Origin of the sequence: Streptomyces sp. B5E4 (assembly GCF_039871555.1) — a bacterium.
In the GTDB taxonomy this organism is placed as follows: Bacteria; Actinomycetota; Actinomycetes; order Streptomycetales; family Streptomycetaceae; genus Streptomyces.
Map to the genome: position 1 here is coordinate 55,000 of NZ_JBDPMI010000023.1, position 18,466 is coordinate 73,465.

At 74.5% G+C, this 18,466-nt stretch carries 15 protein-coding genes; 1 reads left to right on the plus strand and 14 read right to left on the minus strand.

Going from position 1 to position 18,466, the window contains the following annotated elements:
• Positions 1 to 4: 4 nt before the first annotated feature.
• The 4 genes from ABGA99_RS25675 to fmt form a co-directional block, all read right to left on the minus strand.
• On the minus strand, positions 5 to 994 hold the full coding sequence (locus ABGA99_RS25675) for a sugar-binding domain-containing protein (RefSeq protein WP_347583534.1): 990 nt from the start codon (positions 992 to 994) through the stop codon (positions 5 to 7).
• Positions 995 to 1,174: 180 nt separating this feature from the next.
• Positions 1,175 to 1,864 (minus strand): ribulose-phosphate 3-epimerase, encoded by a 690-nt coding sequence (rpe, locus tag ABGA99_RS25680; protein ID WP_347575829.1) that lies wholly within the window; start codon positions 1,862 to 1,864, stop codon positions 1,175 to 1,177.
• A gap of 133 nt (positions 1,865 to 1,997) precedes the next feature.
• Positions 1,998 to 3,416 (minus strand): transcription antitermination factor NusB, encoded by a 1,419-nt coding sequence (locus tag ABGA99_RS25685; protein WP_347583511.1) that lies wholly within the window; start codon positions 3,414 to 3,416, stop codon positions 1,998 to 2,000.
• A 42-nt stretch (positions 3,417 to 3,458) separates the two neighbouring features.
• Positions 3,459 to 4,412, minus strand: coding sequence for a methionyl-tRNA formyltransferase (gene fmt, locus ABGA99_RS25690; RefSeq protein WP_347575827.1), 954 nt, complete (start codon positions 4,410 to 4,412; stop codon positions 3,459 to 3,461).
• Between the two features lie 313 nt (positions 4,413 to 4,725).
• On the opposite strand from fmt, the gene ABGA99_RS25695 reads away from it, so the two are divergent.
• Complete coding sequence (locus tag ABGA99_RS25695) at positions 4,726 to 5,214, plus strand: hypothetical protein (RefSeq protein WP_347575826.1); 489 nt, start codon at positions 4,726 to 4,728, stop codon at positions 5,212 to 5,214.
• Between the two features lie 105 nt (positions 5,215 to 5,319).
• Here ABGA99_RS25695 and ABGA99_RS25700 read toward each other — a convergent pair whose 3' ends face one another.
• From ABGA99_RS25700 to carA, 10 genes are all read right to left on the minus strand, one after another.
• A complete protein-coding gene (locus ABGA99_RS25700; protein WP_347583512.1) occupies positions 5,320 to 7,452 on the minus strand; it encodes a primosomal protein N' in 2,133 nt (710 codons plus the stop codon).
• A gap of 97 nt (positions 7,453 to 7,549) precedes the next feature.
• On the minus strand, positions 7,550 to 8,761 hold the full coding sequence (metK, locus tag ABGA99_RS25705) for a methionine adenosyltransferase (protein ID WP_101425560.1): 1,212 nt from the start codon (positions 8,759 to 8,761) through the stop codon (positions 7,550 to 7,552).
• 217 nt (positions 8,762 to 8,978) lie between these two features.
• Positions 8,979 to 10,208 carry a bifunctional phosphopantothenoylcysteine decarboxylase/phosphopantothenate--cysteine ligase CoaBC gene (gene coaBC, locus ABGA99_RS25710; protein WP_347583513.1) on the minus strand — a complete coding sequence of 410 codons (1,230 nt, stop codon included), beginning with the start codon at positions 10,206 to 10,208 and terminating at the stop codon, positions 8,979 to 8,981.
• An 89-nt stretch (positions 10,209 to 10,297) separates the two neighbouring features.
• On the minus strand, positions 10,298 to 10,570 hold the full coding sequence (rpoZ, locus tag ABGA99_RS25715) for a DNA-directed RNA polymerase subunit omega (protein WP_018836705.1): 273 nt from the start codon (positions 10,568 to 10,570) through the stop codon (positions 10,298 to 10,300).
• Between the two features lie 31 nt (positions 10,571 to 10,601).
• Positions 10,602 to 11,195: a guanylate kinase gene (gmk, locus tag ABGA99_RS25720; RefSeq protein ID WP_347583514.1), complete on the minus strand. Its 594-nt coding sequence runs from the start codon at positions 11,193 to 11,195 to the stop codon at positions 10,602 to 10,604.
• Between the two features lie 38 nt (positions 11,196 to 11,233).
• Positions 11,234 to 11,557, minus strand: coding sequence for an integration host factor (locus ABGA99_RS25725; RefSeq protein ID WP_018836707.1), 324 nt, complete (start codon positions 11,555 to 11,557; stop codon positions 11,234 to 11,236).
• Between the two features lie 207 nt (positions 11,558 to 11,764).
• Positions 11,765 to 12,616, minus strand: a complete 852-nt coding sequence (pyrF, locus tag ABGA99_RS25730; RefSeq protein WP_347575822.1) for an orotidine-5'-phosphate decarboxylase — start codon at positions 12,614 to 12,616, stop codon at positions 11,765 to 11,767.
• Positions 12,613 to 13,782: a quinone-dependent dihydroorotate dehydrogenase gene (locus ABGA99_RS25735; protein ID WP_347583515.1), complete on the minus strand. Its 1,170-nt coding sequence runs from the start codon at positions 13,780 to 13,782 to the stop codon at positions 12,613 to 12,615. The genes pyrF and ABGA99_RS25735 overlap by 4 nt, the downstream gene beginning before the upstream one ends.
• A gap of 84 nt (positions 13,783 to 13,866) precedes the next feature.
• Entirely contained in the window at positions 13,867 to 17,187 is a 3,321-nt protein-coding gene (gene carB, locus ABGA99_RS25740) for a carbamoyl-phosphate synthase large subunit (RefSeq protein ID WP_347575820.1), read from the minus strand.
• Positions 17,180 to 18,340 (minus strand): glutamine-hydrolyzing carbamoyl-phosphate synthase small subunit, encoded by a 1,161-nt coding sequence (gene carA / locus ABGA99_RS25745; protein WP_347575819.1) that lies wholly within the window; start codon positions 18,338 to 18,340, stop codon positions 17,180 to 17,182. Before carA ends, carB begins: the two co-directional genes overlap by 8 nt.
• Between the last annotated feature and the right edge of the window lie 126 nt (positions 18,341 to 18,466).

Genomic DNA, 18,466 nt, shown 5'->3' on the forward strand with positions numbered 1-18,466 from the left:
GGCCCTACAGGTCGTCGGGGTCGGCGCGGTCCAGCGCGGGGCGCCGGCCCGGCGCCACCTCGTCCAGCAGGTAGTCCGCGGCGACGGTGTCCGTGACCAGGCTGGTGACCAGGCCCGAGCGCAGCACCGCCACGATCGCCTCGCGCTTGCGCGCGCCCCCGGCGATGGCGACCACCTCGGGGATCCGGCGCAGCCGGTCCGCCTCGACGGTGATGCACCGCTCCCCCAGGTCGCGGCCGATCCGCCGGCCCTCGGCGTCGAAGAGGTGCGCGGACATCTCGGCGGCGGCGCCCAGCGAGGCGTAGTGCGCGCGCTCCTCCTCGGAGAGCATGTCGTGCATGGCGGAGATGCCCTCCTCCCAGGAGCCGATGGACACGGCGGCGACGGTGACCTTGTCGAAGTACTCGAAGGCGCGGGCCACCCCCGTCTGGCTGCGCAGCGCGGTGGCGGTGGCGGCGTCGGGCAGCAGCATCGGCGCGTAGATGGGATGGGCCTCGCCCCCGGCGACCTCCGCGGCGCGGCGCACCGCCTCCACGGACCCGCGCTCGGCGGTGCCCGCGTCGTAGACGCCGGTGAGCTGGACGACGGTGCACGGCGGCAGCCGGTGCAGCGCCTGCGCCATGTTGATCGTGGAGCGGCCCCAGGCCAGGCCCAGCACGTCGCCCTCGGTGACCAGCTCGGCGAGCAGGTCGGCGGCGACGCTGCCGAGGTTCTCCGGGTCGCGGGTGTCGGGCAGGGCGTCGGCCGGGGCCTCCACCACGACGGCGTGCCGCAGGCCGAAGCGGGCGCGCAGGGCGTCGGAGCGCTCGGCGTCGAGTTCGGCGGGGACGCGGATCTCGATCCGTACGAGGTCGCGTTCGAGCGCGGTCTCCAGCACCCGGGCGACCTTGAAGCGGCTGACGCCGAACTCGTCGGCGATCTGGATCTTGGACTTGCCCTCAAGGTAGAAGCGGCGGGCCATCGCCGCCGCCTGTACCAGCTCCGCGGGTCCCATCCGCGCAGCCGTGCGGCCCGTCGACACGAGATCTCCTTTGCTCTCCCCAGCGGCGCTGCTCGAAGGCGCTGCTTCGGCTTCAATACTTTCACGATCCGGGCCCGGGGGTGCTGGCTCCAAGGGCCCCGGGCGGCGGGCGCGGGGCTGTGCCGGTGGTGCGGGGCCGGTGGTGCAGGGCCGCTAGTGGCAGCCCGCCGCCCAGGCCGCCCCCTCGCTGGCCGCCGCCGCCTGGGCGCGCAGCGCCCGCACCGCGGCGGCCGGGTCCTCGGCCCCGTACACGGCGGAACCGGCGACGAACACGTCCGCGCCCGCCTCGGCGCACCGCTCGATGGTCTCCGCGGAGACCCCGCCGTCGACCTGCAGCCACATCTCCAGGCCGTGCTTGGCGATCAGCTCCCGGGTGCGGCGCACCTTGGGCAGCATGATGTCCAGGAACGCCTGGCCGCCGAAGCCCGGCTCGACGGTCATGACCAGCAGCATGTCCAGCTCGGGCAGCAGGTCCTCGTACGGCTCGATCGGGGTGGCGGGCTTGAGCGCCATCGCGGCCCGCGCCCCCTTGGCGCGCAGCTCGCGCGCCAGGCGTACGGGCGCCGCGGCCGCCTCGGCGTGGAAGGTCACCGAGCCGGCGCCCGCGTCCACGAAGGCGGGGGCCCAGCGGTCCGGCTCGTCGATCATCAGGTGGCAGTCCAGCGGGGTGTCGGTGGCCCGGCGCAGCGACTCGACGACCGGGACGCCCAGCGTCAGGTTGGGCACGAAGTGGTTGTCCATGACGTCGACGTGAAGCCAGTCGGCGCCCGAAACCGCGTCCGCCTCCTCGGCGAGACGGGCGAAGTCGGCGGACAGAATGCTGGGATTGATCTGGACTGCCATGCCCCCCAGCCTGCCATGCCCGCGCCGTGGCCAGGGCCGCGGTACCCGTGCTGCCACTCCCTGTTCACCGCGCGTGGGCCGGAATGTCGGGTTCGGTGCCGGTCCCTCCGCCCGGGGCCGTGGAACCGGGGCCTCAGCCGGTGCGGCGCAGCAGCGCGAGGTACATCGCATCGGTGCCGTGGCGGTGCGGCCAGAGCTGGACGTCGGGTCCGTCACCGAGGTCCGCTACGCCGGGCAGCAGGGGCCGGGCGTCGACAAGCTCGGCGGCCGGGGCGCCGGCCGCCTTCCTCACGTCGTCGACGACGGCGCGGGTCTCGGCGGGGTGCGGGGAGCAGGTGACGTAGCCGACGACGCCCCCGGTGCGTACCGCACGCAGCGCGTCCTCCAGCAGCGCCCGCTGCAGCGGCGCGAAGCCCTCCAGGTCCTCCGGGCGGCGGCGCCAGCGGGCCTCGGGTCGGCGGCGCAGGGCGCCCAGGCCCGTACACGGGACGTCGACGAGGACGCGGTCGAAGCCGCCTGGCCGCCAGGCCGGGCGGGTGCCGTCGGCGACGACGACCTGGTACGGGCCGGGGTTGCCGGCGAGCGCGCGGGCGACCAGCCGCGCCCGGTGCGGCTGCTTCTCGGCCGCCACCAGCGCCGCGCCGCGCTCCGCGGCCAGCGCGGCCAGCAGCGCCGCCTTGCCGCCGGGGCCCGCACAGCCGTCGAGCCAGCGGGCGTCGGGGCCCTCCAGCGGCGCGTTGGCCAGCGCCAGCGTGACGAGCTGGCTGCCCTCGTCCTGCACGCCGGCCCGGCCGTCGCGGACCGCGTCCAGCGCCCCCGGGTCGCCGCCCTCGGCCAGCCGCACCGCGTACGGGGACCAGCGCCCCGGCAGCGTGTCCGGGCCGCTGAGCTCCGCCGGTACCGCCCGTCCGGGGCGGGCGACGAGGGTGACCTCGGGCCGCTCGTTGTCGGCGGCGAGCAGCTCCTCCATCCCGGCCCGGCCGCCGCCGAGGGCGTCCCAGAGCGCGGAGACGATCCAGCGGGGATGGGAGTGGACGACGGCGAGGTGTTCCTCGGGGTCGTCGGCGTACGGGGGCGCCACCTCGGCCAGCCAGGCGTCCAGGTCGCGGGCGGCGATCTTGCGCAGCACGGCGTTGACGAACCGGGCCCGCCCGTCGCCCAGCACGACGCGCGCCAGCTCCACCGTCGCCGAGACGGCGGCGTGCGGCGGGATGCGGGTGCCGAGGAGCTGGTGGGCGCCGAGGCTGAGGACGTCCAGCACCTCGGGGTCGACCTCGCGCAGGGGGCGGTCGACGCAAGCGGCGATGATCCGGTCGTACGTGCCCTGGCGGCGCAGGGTGCCGTAGACCAGCTCGGTCGCCAGCGCCGCGTCCCGGGCGTCGAAGCCGTCGCGCCGGCGGGCCTGCCGGAGCATGGGCGGCAGCACGAGGTTGGCGTAGGCGTCGCGTTCGTCGACCGCGCGGAGCGCGTCGTAGGCGAGGATCCGTACCGGATCCTTCTGCGGCCTGCGGTAGGGCTTGGCGGGCCGGCGACGGCGCGGCTGGTCGCTCACGTGAAATGTGCTCCGGGGCTGGCAGTTGCGTACACCGGAAGCCTACGCCCCGGTCGGCTCCCGGCCGTCGCCGAGGCGCTCGCCGGAGGCGATGCGCACGCCGCGCGCCCAGTCCGCCGCCGCCATCGGCCGCTTGCCCTGGGGCTGCACCCACTGCAGCTCCACCGCGTACGAACCGGTGCCGACGTGCACCGCGGACTTCGCCACGGCCAGTTCGCCGGGCGCCAGGTCCGTGCGCTCGGGGCGCGGGGTGACGGAGCGGACCTTCAGCCGCTCGCCGCGGAACGTCGTCCAGGCGCCGGGGGCCGGGGCGCAGCCGCGGACCACGCGGTCGACGCGCAGCGCCGGGACGGCGAAGTCCAGCCGGGCGTCCTCGACCTGGATCTTCGGCGCGGACGTCACGCCCTCGGCGGGCTGCGGCACGGCCTGCAGGCTGCCGTCCTCGATCCCGTCCATGGTGGCGGCGAGGAGCCCCGCACCGGCCATGGCCAGCCGGGTCAGCAGGTCGCCGCTGGTGTCGGTGGGCCGCACCTGCTCGGTGACGACCCCGAACACCGGCCCGGAGTCGAGCCCTTCCTCGATCAGGAAGGTGGTCGCGCCGGTCACCTCGTCGCCGGCGAGGATCGCGTGCTGCACGGGCGCGGCGCCGCGCCAGGCGGGCAGCAGCGAGAAGTGCAGGTTGACCCAGCCGTGCGCGGGGATGCCGAGCGCGGGCTTGGGCAGCAGCGCGCCGTACGCGACGACGGGGCAGCAGTCGGGGCCGATGGCGCGCAGCCGGTCCAGGAACTCCGGCTCCCTGGGCCGCCCGGGCTTCAGCACCTCGATGCCGGCCTCCTCGGCCCGCTGCGCGACGGGGCTCGCCACCAGCCGCCGGCCCCGCCCGGCGGGCGCGTCGGGCCGGGTGACGACGGCGACGACCTCGTGCCGGTCCGACGCGAGCAGGGCATCGAGGGCGGGTACGGCGACTTCCGGCGTACCGGCGAAAACGAGCCTCATGGGCGGTGCGGGTCCTCTCGGCGGCGCCGGTGGCGCGGGCGGGGCGTACGGTGCGGGCGGTCGTGGCGGCGACCGGGGCGGGCCAAGTCTAGGACCCGGCGCAGGCGGGGCCGGGGGCGGGCGCGGGCGGAACGCCTAGGTCCGGTTACGCCAGGGGCGTGCGGTCGGCCGCACGCTCCCGGCCACGGAGCGCGCGCCCCCGACCCGTGACCGCCGGGTAAGTGTCGCGTTGCTCAGTCAGGAAAGTGAAAAACGACCGAAACGGGCCGCTCCGCAGCCCGATCCGAACGACGCCGGTTCGAGAGGCTTCTCCATGGCCGACCACGCAAGCCACGACGCGCAGGCGCGCGCGAGCCTGCAACTCCTGGTGCGGGACATCGAAAGGGTACGCAGGCAGGTCGACGCACTGCGTACCCTCACCGCCCAGCTTGGCAACGTCTACCGCCCCCGGCGGACGGGCCCGTCCGCGGGCTTCGTCGTGTACGGGCGGGCCCCGGCGCCCACGGTGCGGCTCGCCCAGGAACTGCGCGACAGCGTCGAGACGCTGGTGACCGCGGCGGTCGACTTCGACCGCTCGCTCGGCTTCTCGTGGGACGCCGTGGGCTCGGCGCTGGGCGTCACCAAGCAGGCCGTCCACCGCCGCTACGGCACCCGCCGCGCCCAGCAGGCGCCCCGCGACGGCGCCGACCCCGGCGCCCCGGCCCCGGCGGGCACGCTCCCGGTCGTCCCGGCAGCCCGCCCGGCCCCGGGCACGGCCCCGCCTACCCAGCCGGCGGACGCGGTGGCCGTCACCCGGTCCTGACGGCGGTCGGCCGCGGAAGGGCCGGAATCCGCGGACGGCAGGTGTGACCCCCGGGCACGTCCGTGCTCCGCAACCCCGGGCCCCGACAGGGACGTCGCGGATGCCTCAGCCGATGTCCGGGGGGTCGATGCGGATGCGCAGGGGCGGGCCCGTACGGCGGGCCATGCGGGCCGCCTGCGCCGCCTTGAGGGCCGCCGCCAGGGCGGCTCCGTGGCCCGGCGGGACCCGCAGCAGCATCCGCTCCCACGACTCCCCCGGCGCCGGTCCGCCGCCCGCCGCCCCGCGCGGGCCCGGCGGCTCCGGCACCGGCACGGGCCCCAGCACCTCCGTCGACGGCGGCAGCCCCGCGTCGCCGACGAACGCCGTGACCGCCTCCCCGGGTCCCCAGACCGCGGCCATCCGGGACACCGGCGGGAAGCCCAGCTCCGCGCGCTCCGCCAGCTCCGTGCCGGCGAAGCCCGCCGGGTCCCAGCGCACCAGGGCCTGCACGGGACGCTGCGCCGGGTCCGCGACGACCGCCGCGACCCCGCCGGCCGCAGAGCCGCGGACCAGCGCGGCGGCGGTCAGCCAGCGCCGCAGCGCCTCCTCCCCGGCCCGCAGGTCCGGGCGGTTCAGCAGCGCCCAGCCGTCGAGCAGCAGCGCCGCCGCGTACCCGCCCTCCGCGACGGGCTCCGCGCCCGGCGTGCTGACGACCAGCGCCGGGGCATCCGGCACCCGCGCCAGCACGTGGTCACGCCCTGACGTGCGCACCGGCACCGACGGGAAGGCCCGCCCCAGTTCCTCCGCCGTCCGCCGGGCGCCGACGACCTGCGCGCGCAGCCGTGTGCCGCCGCACTCGGGGCAGCGCCAGGCGTGCTCCCGCGTCGCGCACCAGCCGCACACCAGCGCCTCCCGGCGGCCCTCGCCGACCAGCGGCCCGGCGCAGCGGACGCAGCGCGCGGGCGCGCGGCAGCGGGCGCAGGCCAGCCGGGGCGCGTAGCCGCGGCGGGGCACCTGCACCAGCACGGGACCGGCGCGCAGGCCCTCCCGCGCGACCTGCCAGGCGAGCGTGGGCAGCCGGGCGGCGCGGGCCGCCGCGTCGCGGGCCTGCTCGCTGTCGCCGACCGTGCGGACGAGCGGGGCGGCGGCCCGTACCGTCTCGCGGGGGGCGGCGACGGGCTGGGCCCAGCCGCTCTCGACGTAGCGGGCGGCCTCGACGCTGCGGGCGTGGCCGCCGACGAGGAGCGCGGTGTGCTCGCGGGCGGCGCGCAGGGCCAGGATCTCGCGGGCGTGCGGCTGCGGGGCGCGGTCGTCCGCGTGGGAGGTGTCGGCGTCGTCCCAGATGGCGGCGAGCCCGAGGTCCCGTACGGGCGCGAAGGCGGCGGCCCGGGTGCCGACGACGCCGCGGACGGCGCCGCGGCTGACGGCGAGCCAGCGGCGGTAGCGGGCCTCGGGTCCGGCGTCGGCGGTGAGCAGCACATGCCGGCCGCGGCCGACCAGGGCGGTCAGCGCCTCGTCGACGCGGGCGGCGGCACGGCCGTCGGGCAGCACGGCGAGGGCGCCGCGGCCGGCGGCGAGGGCGGCGGCGAGCGCACGGGCCAGCTCGTCGGGCCAGTCGGGTCCCGGCAGCGCCGTCCACACCGCCCGCGGGGCGCCGCCCTCGGCCAGCGCGGCGAGCAGCCCGGGCCCGTTGGCGTAGCGCGCCCAGCTTCCGGTTCCGGGGGGCGCGGGCGGCGGGAGCGGGTCGGGCGAGGGTTTCTTCTCGGCGCGGGCCATCCGTGGCGGCAGCGCGAGCTGGACGACGTCGGCGAGCGCGCCGGCGTACCGGTCGGCGACGGCCTGGCAGAGGTCCAGGAGTTGCGCCCCGAGGACGGGCTCGGGCGAGAGGACCTGGGCGATCGGCGCGAGGGTGCCGGGGAAGTCGCTGCCGGCGCGGCGCTCGACCACGTACCCGTTGATCAGCCCGCCGCCCTCCCGGCGCCCCTCGCGCTCGCCGGCGCCGAAGCGGACGCGCACCCGCACGCCGGGGCGCGCCTCGGCGTCCATGGCGGCGGGCACGGCGTAGTCGAAGAGGCGGTCGAGGTGGAGCAGCCCCTTGTCGACCAGGACACGGGCGACGGGCAGCTCCTCGGCCAGCGCGGCACCGCGCCAGGTGCGCGGGCGGGCCCGGGGGCCCTTGGCCTTGCGCACGGTCTCCCGGATGAGGGCGAGTTGTTCCGCCCCCTCGGGTGCCGCCTCCCGGCCGTCGTCGCTGCTCACCTCTCCGTCCTACCAGACGCGGCGGACACCCCGGCGGACGGCCCGAGGCCCCGGACCGCGGTCCGGGGCCTCGCAGCGCGGGAAGCAGGGTGAGCGCTCAGATGCCGGCGGCCTTGCGCAGCGCGTCGACGCGGTCGGTCCGCTCCCAGGTGAAGTCGGCCAGCGGACGGCCGAAGTGGCCGTACGCGGCGGTCTGGGAGTAGATCGGGCGCAGCAGGTCCAGGTCGCGGATGAGTGCCGCCGGGCGGAGGTCGAAGACCTCGGAGATGGCGGTCTCGATCTTCTCGACGTCGACCGTGGCGGTGCCGAAGGTCTCGACGAAGAGCCCGACCGGCTCGGCCTTGCCGATCGCGTACGCCACCTGCACCTCGCAGCGCGAGGCCAGGCCGGCGGCCACGACGTTCTTGGCGACCCAGCGCATGGCGTAGGCGGCGGAGCGGTCGACCTTGGAGGGATCCTTGCCGGAGAAGGCGCCGCCGCCGTGCCGGGCCATGCCGCCGTAGGTGTCGATGATGATCTTGCGCCCGGTGAGCCCGGCGTCGCCCATGGGGCCGCCGATCTCGAACCGGCCGGTGGGGTTGACCAGCAGGCGGTAGCCCTCGGTGTCCAGCTTGATGCCGTCGTCGAGGAGGGCCTTCAGCTCCGGCTCCACGACGAACTCGCGGATGTCGGGCGTCAGCAGCGAGTCCAGGTCGATGTCGGAGGCGTGCTGCGAGGAGACGACGACGGTGTCCAGACGGGCCGCCTTGTCGCCGTTGTACTCGATGGTGACCTGCGTCTTGCCGTCGGGGCGCAGGTAGGGGATGGTCCCGTTCTTGCGGACCTCGCTGAGCCGGGCGGACAGCCGGTGCGCCAGGTGGATGGGCAGCGGCATCAGCTCGGGCGTCTCGTCGCAGGCGTAGCCGAACATCAGGCCCTGGTCGCCGGCGCCCTGGAGGTCGAGGTCGTCGCCGCCGGAGCCCTCGACGCGGCTCTCGTACGCGGTGTCCACGCCCTGCGCGATGTCCGGCGACTGGGCGCCGATGGACACGGAGACGCCGCAGGAGGCGCCGTCGAAGCCCTTCTTCGACGAGTCGTACCCGATCTCCAGGATCTTGTTCCGCACCAGGGTCGCGATGTCCGCGTAACCGGAGGTGGTCACCTCGCCGGCCACGTGCACCTGGCCGGTGGTGATCAGTGTCTCGACGGCGACGCGGGAGTGCGGGTCGTCCTTGAGCAGGGCGTCGAGGATGGCGTCGCTGATCTGGTCAGCGATCTTGTCGGGGTGGCCCTCGGTAACGGACTCCGAGGTGAAAAGACGGCGGGACACATCGCTCCCCATGGTTGCAGCGGCTGCTGGCTGATCGGTTGCGGACCCGGGCCGGGCGCTTCCGGGACGGACCCGCGGGCCATTTTATCCGGGAGTCTCGCTCGGGGGACAACCCGTCTCGGTACCTGGATGCCCGTTGACCTGGGGAACAGCAGGTTCCCGCAGGACTTCCCCCGGAAAGCAGCAATAATCTGCCGGAGTGTCGGCAGGGGATGACTCAGGCGAGCCTGTCCGCTACGAGGTCCCACACCACGTCGGCCAGCGCCTCCTTCGGCCCGTACGGCACCGGCACCTCGCGCCCGTCGGCGGTGAGCACCACGGCCTCGTTGCCGTCGGAGCCGAACGCCTTGCTCTCGCCCACCTCGTTGACGACGAGCAGGTCACAGCCCTTGCGGGCCAGCTTGGCGCGGCCGTTGGCGAGCACGTCGTCGGTCTCGGCGGCGAAGCCGACGACGACCTGCCCGGGGCGCGGCCGGACGGCGGAGATCCCGGCGAGGATGTCGGGGTTGCGGGTGAGCGGGATCGGGTCCGGCTCGTGGTCGTCCTTCTTCTTGATCTTGCCGGTGGCGTACGTCACCGGGCGGAAGTCGGCGACGGCGGCGGCCATGACGACGGCGTCGGCGGCGGGCGCGGCCTTCACCACGGCCTCCTGGAGCTCCACGGCCGTGCCCACGCGGACGATGTCGACGCCCGCGGGGTCGGGCAGCGCGGTGTTGGCCGCCAGCAGCGTGACCCGGGCGCCGCGGGCGACGGCGGTGCGGGCCAGGGCGTAGCCCTGCAGGCCCGACGAGCGGTTGCCCAGGAAGCGCACGGGATCCAGCGGCTCGCGGGTGCCGCCCGCGCTGACCACGACGTGCCGCCCGGCGAGGTCGGGAGCCAGGCCCCCGGCACCGCGGGCGAGCGCGCGGCGGCAGACCTCGAAGATCTCCGCCGGCTCCGGCAGCCGGCCCTTGCCGGTGTCGGCGCCGGTGAGCCGGCCGGTCGCGGGCTCGATGACGACGGCGCCGCGGGCCCGCAGCGTGGCCACGTTGGCCCGGGTGGCGGGGTGCTCCCACATCTCGGTGTGCATGGCCGGCGCGAAGACGACCGGACAGGAGGCGGTGAGCAGGGTGTTCGTGAGCAGGTCGTCGGCCAGGCCGTGGGCGGCCCTGGCGAGCACGTCGGCGGTGGCGGGGGCGACGACCACGAGGTCGGCCCGCCGGCCGATCCGTACGTGCGGGACCTCGTGCACGTCCGCCCAGGTCTCGGTGGCCGCGGGACGGCCGGAGAGCGCCGCCCAGGTGGCCTCGCCGACGAAGTGCAGCGCGGCGGCCGTGGGCACGGCCCGTACCGCATGGCCCGACTCGGTGAAGAGCCGCAGCAGCTCGCACGCCTTGTACGCCGCGATGCCGCCGCTGACGCCCAGCACCACCTCGGCCGGTGCCGCTTCCTTCGCCGCTTCCGCCATGTCCCGCTCCCCAGCGCTCGTGGTCTCCACCCCCATGACACACCACGGGCCCGGCAGCCGCGCTGCCGGGCCCGGTGGATGAGGGATGCCTACTGCGCGGGGCCCTCGGTGGCCTCGGAGGTGAGCAGACCCGCGTTGATCTCGCGGAGCGCGATGGACAGCGGCTTCTCGTGCACGTGGGTGTCCACCAGCGGGCCGACGTACTCCAGCAGGCCCTCGCCGAGCTGGGAGTAGTACGCATTGATCTGCCGCGCGCGCTTCGCCGCGTAGATCACGAGGCTGTACTTGGAGTCGGTCGCCTCAAGCAGCTCGTCGATCGGCGGGTTGATGATGCCCTCGGGCGCGGTGATGGGAGAGGACAACCTATCCAGCCTTCCAGTGAAACTTCACGAATCAAACCTGCATCAAGGCTAGCAGCTCGGCGGAGACGTCCTCGACCGAGGTGTTGACGAGGGTCGAGTCGAACTCCTCCTCGGCCGCCAGCTCCGTCCGCGCCGCGGTCAGCCGGCGCTCGATGACTGCCGGCGGCTCGGTGCCGCGCCCGGTCAGCCGGCGCACCAGCTCGTCCCAGCTCGGCGGGGCGAGGAAGACCAGCAGCGCCTCCGGCATGCTCTCCCGGACCAGCCGCGCCCCCTGCAGGTCGATCTCCAGCAGCACGGGCTCGCCGGCGTCCAGCCGCTCCAGCACGGGCCCGCGCGGGGTGCCGTACCGGTTGCCGGAGAACTCCGCCCACTCCAGCAGCTCGCCGTTGGCGACGAGCTTGTCGAACTCGTCGTCGCTGACGAAGAAGTACTGGACGCCGTGCCGTTCGCCGGGGCGTGGTCGGCGCGTCGTCGCGGAGACCGAGAGCCACACCTCGGGATGGACCTTGCGCAGATGCGCGACGACCGTGCTCTTGCCGACCCCGGAGGGGCCGGAGAGCACGGTCAGCCGCGGACTATCTGCCGGCGGGACGGGGGCCGCCCCCCGGGAGAAGGCTGTACTCATGCAGCGATTATCCCGGTTTCCGGGAGTGCCTCGAAACGTCAGGAACCGGTGCTGCCGAACTCGCGCTCCAGCGAGGCGATCTGGTTGGAGCCCAGACCGCGCACTCGACGGCTCTCGGAGATGCCGAGGCGCTCCATGATCTGCTTGGCGCGCACCTTGCCCACGCCGGGCATGGACTCAAGCAGGGCGGAGACCTTCATCTTGCCGATGACGTCGTTCTCCTGGCCCTGCTTGATGACGTCGTGCAGGGATGCGCCGGAGTGCTTCAGCCGATTCTTGACCTCGGCGCGCTCCCGGCGAGCCGCTGCGGCCTTCTCGAGCGCGGCTGCGCGCTGTTCAGGGGTAAGGGGCGGAAGAGCCACGCCTACGTCACCTCGGATGTCGAACTAATCGGATATGGAACGGTGTGGAACCTAGTGGCCCCGCACCTGCGGAGCAACGAGCAACGCGCTGGCGCCCGCGCTCTGATGACGGAGACTAGCGGCCGAGACCGCGCCAGTCAGCGAGAACAGACGAAAAGTCCTGGTCAGACTCAAGTTCAGCGGCAAATTCTGGGTATATGACCCGGTTTATGAGGATACGTTCCGTACGTCATCGGCCAATTGTTCGGCAGCCGCCCGCAGCCTCGCGATATCCGGTCCGTGCGCCAGCACCGACCGGCTTGCACTGGGCAGGACTTGGGGAAGCGCGGCCCCGAACACCCGCGGAAGGTCGGCCGGCGCGGCCCCCTGGGCGCCGATGCCGGGGGCCAGCAGCGGGCCGTTCACGGCCAGGTCGGCGCCGGCTTCCGCGAGGGTGGCGCCGACGACGGCGCCGATCGAACCGAACGGCTCGGCACCGCGGTTCTCGGCGGCGATGTGGTCCAGCATCGTCTGCGCGACGGTCCGTGCGCCGTGCGCGCCGTGCACGGCGGCGCGTTGCACCTCGGCGCCCTCCGGGTTGGAGGTGAGCGTGACGACGAAGAGCCCGGCGCCGGCGGCGTGGGCGGCGTCCAGCGCCGGGCGCAGCGACTCGTACCCGAGATAGGGCGTGACGGTCAGCGCGTCGGAGCGCAGCGGGGCGTCCTTGCCGAGGTACGCGGCGGCGTAGCCGCCCATCGTCGAGCCGATGTCGCCGCGCTTGGCGTCCATGAGGACCAGCGCCCCGGCCGCCCGCGCCCCCGTGACGGCCTTCTCCAGCACCGCGACGCCGCGGGAGCCGAAGCGCTCGAAGAACGCGGACTGCGGCTTGAGCACGGCGACGCGGTCGGCCAGCGCCTCGACGGCGGTCATCGTGAACCGCTCCAGACCGGCCGGGTCGTCCGGCAGCCCCCAGCGGGCCAGCAGCGCGGCGTGCGGGTCGATGCCGACGCACAGCGGGCCGCGGGCGGCCATCGCCCGGTGCAGCCGGCGGCCGAAGGGCTCGGCGGTCTCGGGGTTCATATGGTCGCCTTCCTGACGTCGGCGCCGACGGCGTCGGCGAGGGTGGCGTACGGGGACGCGGCCAGCAGCTCCGCCAGGCCGCGGTGGATCCTGCGGGGCCACAGCGGGCCCTCGTAGACGAAGCCGCTGTAGCCCTGGACGAGGGTGGCGCCGGCGAGGATGCGCTCCCAGACGTGCGCGGCGGTCTCGACGCCCCCGGCGCCGACGAGCACGATGCCGTGCTCGCCGGGCGCGCCCACGCGGGCGTAGAGGCGGCGCAGCACCTCCAGGGACCGGCGCCGCAGCGGCGCCCCGGACAGGCCGCCGGCGCCGATGGACTCGACCCGCGCCGCCGCGGTGGCCAGGCCGTCGCGGGCGATGGTGGTGTTGGTGGCGATGATGCCGTCGAGGCCCAGCTCCAGGGCCAGGTCGGCGACCGCGTCGACGTCCTCGTCGGCGAGGTCGGGGGCGATCTTGACCAGCAGCGGTACGCGCCCGGAGGTGCCCGGCGCGGCGGCCCCGGCGGTGCCGCCGGCGACGCGGTCGGCGGCGGCGCGGACCGCTTCGAGCAGCGGCCGCAGGTGCGCGACGGCCTGGAGGTCGCGCAGGCCCGGGGTGTTGGGCGAGGAGACGTTGACGACGAGGTAGTCGGCGTGGCCGGCGAGCCGTTCGGCGGAGGTGACGTAATCGGCGATCGCACCCGCTTCGGGGACGGCCTTGGTCTTGCCGATGTTGACGCCGACGACCGCGTTCGGCCGGTACGGGGTGCGCCGGCCGTACCGGCGGCGGGCCAGGCGGGCGGCGACGGCGGCCGAGCCGTCGTTGTTGAAGCCCATCCGGTTGACCAGTGCCCGGTCCGGGATCAGCCGGAAGAGCCGGGTCGGCTCGTTGCCGGGCTGGGCGCGTGCGGTGACGGTGCCGACCTCGACGAAGTCGAAGCCGAGCATGGTCAGTCCGTCGACGCCGACCGCGTTCTTGTCGAAGCCCGCGGCGAGCCCGAAAGGGCCGGGGAAGTCGATGCCGAGCGCGCGGACGCGCAGTTCGGGGTGGCGGGGGGCCGCGGTGACGCGGACCGCGCTGCGCACGCCGGGTGCGGCGGCGGCGCCACGGATGGCCGCGAACGCCAGCCGGTGGGCCCGCTCGGGGTCCATCCGGGCGAGGACGCTGTGGAAGAGCAAGGGGTACATAAGGGACCTTCGGCTGCTTCGGGTGCCGTGCCCCGCCGGCCCGGTGGCGGACCGGCGGGGACTCGGGAGGACTCGGGGCGGCGGCTAGCGGGCGCGGGCCTCGGTGAGGTGCCCGGCGTGCTCCTGGAGGGAGCGCACCCCGACCTCGCCGCGGGTCAGCGCCTCGATGCCCTGGACGGCGGCGGCCAGCGCCTGGACGGTCGTCAGGCACGGCACCCCGCGGGCGACGGCCGCGGTGCGGATGTCGTAGCCGTCGAGCCGGCCGCCGGTGCCGTACGGGGTGTTGACGATGAGGTCGACGTCGCCGTCGTGGATCAGTTGCACGATCGTGCGCTCGCCGTCGGGCCCCGGGCCCTGCGAGTGCTTGCGCACGACGGTCGCGGCGATGCCGTTGCGCCTGAGCACCTCGGCGGTGCCGGAGGTGGCCAGCAGCTCGAAGCCGTGCTGGACGAGCTCGCGGGCCGGGAAGACCATCGAGCGCTTGTCCCGGTTGGCGACCGAGACGAAGGCCCGGCCCCGGGTGGGCAGTGCGCCGTACGCGGCGGCCTGCGACTTGGCGTACGCCGTGCCGAAGAGGCCGTCGATGCCCATGACCTCGCCGGTGGAGCGCATCTCCGGGCCGAGCACGGTGTCGACGCCCCGGCCGCGGATGTCGCGAAAGCGCGTCCAGGGCAGCACGGCCTCCTTCACCGAGATCGGCGCGTCCAGCGGCAGGGTGCCGCCGTCGCCGGTCGCCGGCAGCATGCCCTCCGCGCGCAGTTCGGCGACGGTGGCGCCGAGCGAGATGCGGGCGGCGGCCTTGGCCAGCGGCACGGCGGTGGCCTTGGAGGTGAAGGGGACCGTGCGCGAGGCGCGCGGGTTGGCCTCCAGCACGTAGAGGATGTCCCCGGCCAGCGCGAACTGGATGTTGATCAGCCCGCGGACGCCCACGCCGCGCGCGATGGCCTCGGTGGAGGCGCGCAGCCGCTTGATGTCGTGCCCGCCGAGGGTGATGGGGGGCAGTGCGCAGGCGGAGTCGCCGGAGTGGATGCCGGCTTCCTCGATGTGCTCCATGACGCCGCCGAGGTACAGCTCGTGGCCGTCGTAGAGCGCGTCGACGTCGATCTCGACGGTGTCGTCGAGGAACCGGTCGACGAGCACGGGGTGTTCGGAGATGAGCCCGGCGTGCCGCTCCAGATACGCGGCCAGCGACGGCTCGTCGTAGACGATCTCCATGCCGCGCCCGCCGAGCACGTACGACGGCCGCACCATGACGGGATAACCGATCCCGGCGGCGATCTTCTTGGCCTCGGCGAAGGAGAACGCGGTGCCGAACTTGGGCGCCGGCAGCCCCGCCTCGGCGAGTACGCGGCCGAACGCACCGCGGTCCTCGGCGGCGTGGATCGCCTCCGGCGACGTGCCCACGACGGGCACGCCGTTGTCCTTCAGCGCCTGCGCGAGCCCCAGCGGGGTCTGCCCGCCCAGCTGCACGAGGACGCCGGCGACCGGGCCGGCCTGGGTCTCGGCGTGCACGACCTCCAGCACATCTTCGAGCGTCAGCGGCTCGAAGTACAGCCGGTCGGAGGTGTCGTAGTCGGTGGAGACGGTCTCCGGGTTGCAGTTGACCATCACGGTCTCGTAGCCGGCCTCGCCGAGGGCGAAGGAGGCGTGGACGCAGGAGTAGTCGAACTCGATGCCCTGGCCGATGCGATTGGGCCCGGAGCCGAGGATGATCACCGCGGGGCGCCCGCGCGGGGCGACCTCGGTCTCCTCGTCGTACGAGGAGTAGAGGTACGGGGTACGGGCCGCGAACTCGGCGGCGCAGGTGTCGACCGTCTTGTAGACCGGGCGTACGCCCAGGGCGTGCCGCACCTCGCGCACCACGTCCTCGCGCAGCCCGCGCACCCCGGCGATCTGGGCGTCGGAGAAGCCGTGGCGCTTGGCGTACGCGAGGAGGCCGGGGTCGAGGTGGTCCGCGGCGGCCAGCTCGTCGGCGACCTCCTTGATCAGGAAGAACTGGTCGACGAACCACGGGTCGATCCGCGTCGCCTCGTGCACCTCCGCCTCGGTGGCGCCGGCCCGGATGGCGGCCATCACGGTGTTCAGCCGGCCGTCCGTGGGCACGGCCGCCTTCGCGAGCAGCGCGGCCTTCTCCTCGGGGCCCGGCGGCGGGCCGGCGAAGTCGAAGGGGGCGTCCTTCTTCTCGACCGAGCGCAGCGCCTTGTTCAGCGCCTCGGTGAAGTTGCGGCCGATGGCCATGGCCTCGCCCACCGACTTCATCGTCGTGGTGAGCGTCGCGTCGGCGGCCGGGAACTTCTCGAAGGCGAAGCGGGGCACCTTCACCACCACGTAGTCGAGCGTGGGCTCGAAGGACGCGGGGGTCTCGCGCGTGATGTCGTTGGGGATCTCGTCGAGGGTGTAGCCCACGGCCAGCTTCGCGGCGATCTTGGCGATCGGGAAGCCGGTGGCCTTCGAGGCGAGGGCGGAGGAGCGGGAGACGCGCGGGTTCATCTCGATGACGACGACCCGGCCGTCGGCCGGGTCGACCGCGAACTGGATGTTGCAGCCGCCGGTGTCGACGCCGACCTCGCGGATGACGGCGATGCCGATGTCGCGCAGGACCTGGTACTCACGGTCGGTGAGCGTCATCGACGGGGCGACGGTCACGGAGTCGCCGGTGTGCACGCCCATCGGGTCGAGGTTCTCGATGGAGCAGACGACCACGACGTTGTCGTGTTTGTCGCGCATCAGCTCCAGCTCGTACTCCTTCCACCCGAGGATGGACTCCTCCAGCAGCACCTCGGTCGTCGGCGAGAGCGCGAGCCCCTGGCCGGCGATGCGGCGCAGCTCCTCCTCGTCGTGCGCGAAGCCGGAGCCGGCGCCGCCCATGGTGAAGGAGGGCCGTACGACCACGGGGTAGCCGCCGAGCCCGTCGACGCCCGCCAGCACCTCGTCCATCGTGTGGCAGATCACCGAGCGGGCGGACTCGCCGTGCCCGGTCTTGCGCCGGACCTCCGCGACGACCTCCTTGAACTGCTCGCGGTCCTCGCCCTTCTGGATGGCCTCGACGTTGGCGCCGATCAGCTCCACGCCGTACTTCTCCAGCACCCCGGAGTCGTGCAGCGCGACCGCGGTGTTGAGCGCGGTCTGCCCGCCGAGGGTGGGCAGCAGCGCGTCGGGGCGCTCACGCGCGATGATCTTCTCGACGAACTCGGGGGTGATCGGCTCGACGTACGTGGCGTCGGCGATCTCCGGGTCGGTCATGATCGTCGCCGGGTTGGAGTTGACGAGCACGACGCGCAGGCCCTCGGCCCGGAGCACGCGGCACGCCTGGGTGCCGGAGTAGTCGAACTCGGCGGCCTGGCCGATGACGATCGGGCCCGAGCCGATGACCAGGACGGACCGGATATCGGTGCGCTTAGGCACGCTGGGCTCCCTGTGCTGACGGTGCTGACTGTGCTGCCATGAGCTGGACGAAGCGGTCGAAGAGGTATGCGGCGTCGTGCGGCCCCGCGGCCGCCTCGGGGTGGTACTGGACGGAGAACGCCGGCCGGTCCAGCAGCCGCAGGCCCTCGACGACCCGGTCGTTGAGGCACACGTGGCTGACCTCGGCGCGCCCGTACGGGGTGTCGGTGATCTCGTCCAGGGGGGCGTCCACGGCGAAGCCGTGGTTGTGGGCGGTGACCTCGACGCGGCCCGTGGTGCGGTCCTGGACGGGCTGGTTGATGCCGCGGTGGCCGTACTTCAGCTTGTACGTGCCGAAGCCGAGGGCGCGGCCGAGGAGCTGGTTGCCGAAGCAGATGCCGAACAGCGGCGTGCCCCGCTCCAGCACCGCGCGGACCACGGTGAGGTCGGCGGCGGCCGGGTCGCCTGGCCCGTTGGAGAGGAACACGCCGTCGGGCCCGACGGCGTAGACCTCCTCGACCGTGGCGGTGGCCGGCAGCACGTGCACCTCGATGCCGCGCTCGGCCATGCGCCGCGGCGTCATGCCCTTGATGCCGAGGTCCAGCGCGGCGACGGTGAAGCGCTTCGCGCCGGCCGCGGGGACGACGTACGGCTCGTCGGTGGCGACCTCGGGCGCGAGGTCGGCGCCCTTCATCTGCTCCTGCACCCGCACCTTCGCGAGCATCGCGTCCGGGTCGGTGACCCGGTCGCCGGAGAAGATCCCGACGCGCATGGCGCCGCGCTCGCGCAGGTGCCGGGTGATCGCCCGGGTGTCGACGCCGGAGATCCCGACGACGCCCTGGCGGCGCAGCTCCTCGTCGAGGGAGCGGGTGGCGCGCCAGCTGGAGGGGACGCGGGCGGGGTCGCGCACGACGTAGCCGGAGACCCAGATGCGGGCGGACTCGGCGTCCTCGTCGTTGACGCCGGTGTTGCCGACGTGCGGGGCGGTCATGACGACGACCTGGCGGTGGTACGAGGGGTCGGTCAGGGTCTCCTGGTAGCCGGTCATGCCGGTGGAGAACACGGCTTCGCCGAAGGTCTCCCCCGTCGCTCCGTAGGCGCGGCCGCGAAAGCTGCGGCCGTCTTCGAGGACGAGTACGGCAGAGGGCGGGTGAATCTGCGGATGTTGCCTCATCGAGCTGCCTCCCGGCTGCTGGCTTCGTCCTTGGCCGCCGGGCTGGCGGTTGCGGCCTGTGGAGCTGGTGTAGGACCTCGGCTTGGGTTCGTCCCGGGGGCGGCCGGCCGTGAAGCAGGAAGGGTC

Excerpts from the sequence above, each read along its gene's own strand:
- ABGA99_RS25675 (WP_347583534.1), bottom strand. The coding sequence starts at position 994 with ATGGGACCCGCGGAGCTGGTACAGGCGGCGGCGATGGCCCGCCGCTTC.
- rpe (WP_347575829.1), bottom strand. The coding sequence starts at position 1,864 with ATGGCAGTCCAGATCAATCCCAGCATTCTGTCCGCCGACTTCGCCCGT.
- fmt (WP_347575827.1), bottom strand. The coding sequence starts at position 4,412 with ATGAGGCTCGTTTTCGCCGGTACGCCGGAAGTCGCCGTACCCGCCCTC.
- ABGA99_RS25695 (WP_347575826.1), top strand. The coding sequence starts at position 4,726 with ATGGCCGACCACGCAAGCCACGACGCGCAGGCGCGCGCGAGCCTGCAA.
- coaBC (WP_347583513.1), bottom strand. The coding sequence starts at position 10,208 with ATGGCGGAAGCGGCGAAGGAAGCGGCACCGGCCGAGGTGGTGCTGGGC.
- gmk (WP_347583514.1), bottom strand. The coding sequence starts at position 11,195 with ATGAGTACAGCCTTCTCCCGGGGGGCGGCCCCCGTCCCGCCGGCAGAT.
- pyrF (WP_347575822.1), bottom strand. The coding sequence starts at position 12,616 with ATGAACCCCGAGACCGCCGAGCCCTTCGGCCGCCGGCTGCACCGGGCG.
- ABGA99_RS25735 (WP_347583515.1), bottom strand. The coding sequence starts at position 13,782 with ATGTACCCCTTGCTCTTCCACAGCGTCCTCGCCCGGATGGACCCCGAG.
- carA (WP_347575819.1), bottom strand. The coding sequence starts at position 18,340 with ATGAGGCAACATCCGCAGATTCACCCGCCCTCTGCCGTACTCGTCCTC.